Here is a 3,221-nt window from a genome sequence, read left to right as displayed (position 1 = left end):
ATGAATCTCGCCCGCTTCGATCTCGTCACCCTCGGCCTGTTTGTGGCGGTGGCCCGGCTGGGCAGTATTTCGGCTGGGGCGCGGCAATCGCACCTGGCGGTGGCCGCGGCTAGCAAGCGGATCTCTGACCTGGAAGCGGCCGTGGGCGCGCCGCTGCTGTACCGCCATGCCGCCGGGGTGGAGCTGACCGAGGCCGGCCAGGCGTGCTTTCGCCACGCGGTGGGCATCCTGCAGGACGTCGAGCGTATGGCCGGCGCCCTGTCGGACTTTGCCGCCGGCACGCGTGGGCTGGTGCGCGTCTGGGCCAACACCTCGTCGATCACGCAGTTCCTGGCCGACGACCTGGCCGCCTTCATGCTGGCCAACCCGGCCATCCGTATTGCGCTGGAAGAGCAGGACAGCGGCGACATCGTCGCCGCGCTGCGCGAGAACCGGGCCGACCTTGGCATCTTTGCCGCCGGCACGCCGTGCGACGGGCTGCAGACGTTCGACTACCGCGAAGACGACCTCGCCCTGGTCACCCCGCGCGGCCACCCGCTGGCCGGCCGCAAGCAGGTGCGCTTTGCCGAGGCGGTCGATTTCGATTTCGTCAGCCTGCCGCCGGGCACTTCGCTGGCCGCGCAACTGCTCGACGAAAGCCAGCGGCTAGCCAAGCCGCTGCGCCTGCGTATCCAGGTGCGCAGCTTCGAGGCGGTGTGTCGCATGGTCGCTTCGGGCTTGGGCGTGGGCGTGCTGCCGCGCATTGCCGCGCAGGCGCATGTGTCCAGCCTGCCGGGCGCGGGCCTGGCGCTGGTGCCGCTGGAAGACGAGTGGGCGCATCGCCGCTTGCTCGTCGGCGTGCGCGACCCCGATGCGCTGACCAGCTCGGCGCGACTGCTTATGACGCATTTGCTCGGCAACCCTGCCGCGCTTTGATTCCCTGAACGTTTCCTCCCTTTGATTGCCATGCCGACACAGGTTTTGCAGGACATCCGCGTGCTCGAACTCGGGCAACTGATTGCCGGGCCATTTGCCGCCAAGACGCTCGCCGACTTTGGCGCGCAGGTCATCAAGATCGAGCCGCCGGGACAGGGCGATCCGCTGCGCAAATGGCGCATGCTGCATGAGGGCACCTCCGTGTGGTGGGAGGCCCAGTCGCGCAACAAGCAATCCGTCTGCGTGGACTTGCGCGTGCCCGAAGGGCAGGACGTGGTGCGCCAGCTCGCCGCCGAGGCCGACGTGCTGATCGAGAACTTCCGCCCCGGCACCATGGAAAAATGGGGCCTGTCGTACGCGGCGCTGTCGGCCATCAACCCGAAGCTGATCATGCTGCGTGTGTCCGGCTACGGCCAGACCGGCCCCAAGCGCGACGAGCCGGGCTTCGCGGCGATTGCCGAGGCGATGGCGGGCCTGCGCTACCTGACCGGCGAGCCGGGGCGGCCCCCCGCGCGTGCCGGACTGTCGCTGGGCGACACCATTGCCGGGCTGCACGGCGCGCTAGGCGTGCTGCTGGCGCTGTACGAGCGCGATGCGCGCGGTGGCAAGGGGCAGGTGATCGACGTGGCGTTGTATGAGTCGGTGTTCAACCTGACCGAGAGCCTGCTGCCGGAATACTCGGTATTCGGCGCCATCCGTCAGCCGGCCGGCGGAGCGCTGCCGGGCATCGCGCCGTCCAACGCCTACCGCTGCGCGGGCGGCGAGTACGTGCTGATCGCCGCCAATGGCGACAACATCTTCCGCCGCCTGATGCAGCGCATGGGCCGGCAGGACTTGGCCGATGATCCCGGCCTCGCCCGCAACGACGGCCGCGCCGCCCGCGCGGACGAAATCGACGCCGCCATCAACGCCTGGACGGGCATGCTCTCCATCGACGACGTTCTGGCTGCGTTGCACGAAGCCGAGGTGCCGAGCGGACGCATCTACTCCGTCGCCGATATCGCCGCCGACCCGCACTACCGCGCGCGCGGCGTGATCGAGACGGTGCGCGCGCAGTCGGGTATCGACGTGGAGATGCCGGGCGTGGTGCCCAAGCTGTCGGGCACGCCGGGCGCTGTACAGGCGAGCGCCCCGCGCCTGGGCCAGCACACGCGCGACGTGCTCCGACAACACGGCCTGACCGACGCGCAGATCGATGCGCTGGCCGCGCAAGGCGTGATTGCGGAAGGCACACGCTAGGACCATCCCGCATGCCATGTGATGCATCGTTGCGGTAACATCCTCGGCAATTGTTCAGGTCAACAACAAACGCGAAAGCTCCAGGAGACGATCATGAGGATGCAGGGCATCGGGCGCTGGACCAAATGGATGGGCCAGATGGGAACCTGGCTGTGCGCGGCGAGCCTGCTGGCGGCAAGCCCCGCCGTGCTGGCGCAAGGCAAGCCCGAGAAGAGCAAGGTCACCATCGCAGTGGGCGGCAAGGCGTTGTTCTACTACCTGCCGCTGACCATTGCCGAGCGCCTGGGCTACTTCAAGGACGAAGGCCTGGACGTCGAGATCGTCGACTTTGCCGGTGGTGCCAAGGCCCTGCAGGCCGTGGTGGGCGGCAGCGCCGACGTGGTGAGCGGCGCGTATGAGCACACGCTGGTGCTGCAGGCCAAGGGCCAGACCTACCAGGAGTTCGTGCTGCAGGGCCGCGCCCCGCAGATTGTGCTGGCGGTCAATAACAAGACCCTGCCCAACTACAAGTCGATTGCCGACCTGAAGGGCAAGAAGATCGGCGTGACGGCGCCGGGTTCGTCGACCAACATCATGGTCAACTACGTCCTGGCGCGCGCTGGCATCAAGCCCAACGAAGTCTCGATCATCGGCGTGGGTCCGAGCAACGGCGCGATTGCGGCCGTGCGTGCTGGCCAGATCGATGCGCTGGCCAACCTGGACCCGGTCATGTCGATGCTCACGCAGAAGAACGAAGTGCGCGTGATCTCCGACACCCGCACGCTGGCCGATACCCGCGCGGTGTTTGGCGGCAACATGCCGGCCGGCTGCCTGTACGCGTCGACCTCGTTCATCCAGAAGAATCCGAACACCACGCAGGCGTTGACCAATGCGATGGTGCGCGCGCTCAAGTGGCTGCAGAAGGCCGGCCCGTCGGACATCGTCAAGACGGTGCCGGAGACGTATCTGCTGGGCGATCGTTCGTTGTACCTGGCTGCGTGGGATAAAGTGCGTGAGGCGATCTCGCCGGACGGCACGATGCCGGCCGACGGCCCGGCCACGGCGCTGCGCACGCTGTCGGAGTTCGA

The 3,221-nt window shown here is 67.8% G+C and carries 3 protein-coding genes; all 3 read left to right on the top strand.

Going from position 1 to position 3,221, the window contains the following annotated elements; all coding sequences use genetic code 11:
- Nucleotides 1-915: LysR substrate-binding domain-containing protein (locus QZ609_RS25780; protein WP_295501131.1), on the top strand; the 915-nt coding region annotated here is incomplete at its 5' end.
- A gap of 30 nt (nt 916-945) precedes the next feature.
- Nucleotides 946-2,154 carry a CaiB/BaiF CoA-transferase family protein gene (locus tag QZ609_RS25775; protein ID WP_295501128.1) on the top strand — a complete coding sequence of 403 codons (1,209 nt, stop codon included), beginning with the start codon at nt 946-948 and terminating at the stop codon, nt 2,152-2,154.
- Nucleotides 2,155-2,292: 138 nt separating this feature from the next.
- On the top strand, nt 2,293-3,221 hold a 929-nt coding region (locus QZ609_RS25770), incomplete at its 3' end, for an ABC transporter substrate-binding protein (protein ID WP_295501134.1).

This window comes from uncultured Ralstonia sp. (genome assembly GCA_913056305.1).
Classification (GTDB): Bacteria; Pseudomonadota; Gammaproteobacteria; order Burkholderiales; family Burkholderiaceae; genus Ralstonia.
Note: the sequence above shows the minus strand (reverse complement) of the source record. Positions and strands in the feature narration are given on the sequence as shown.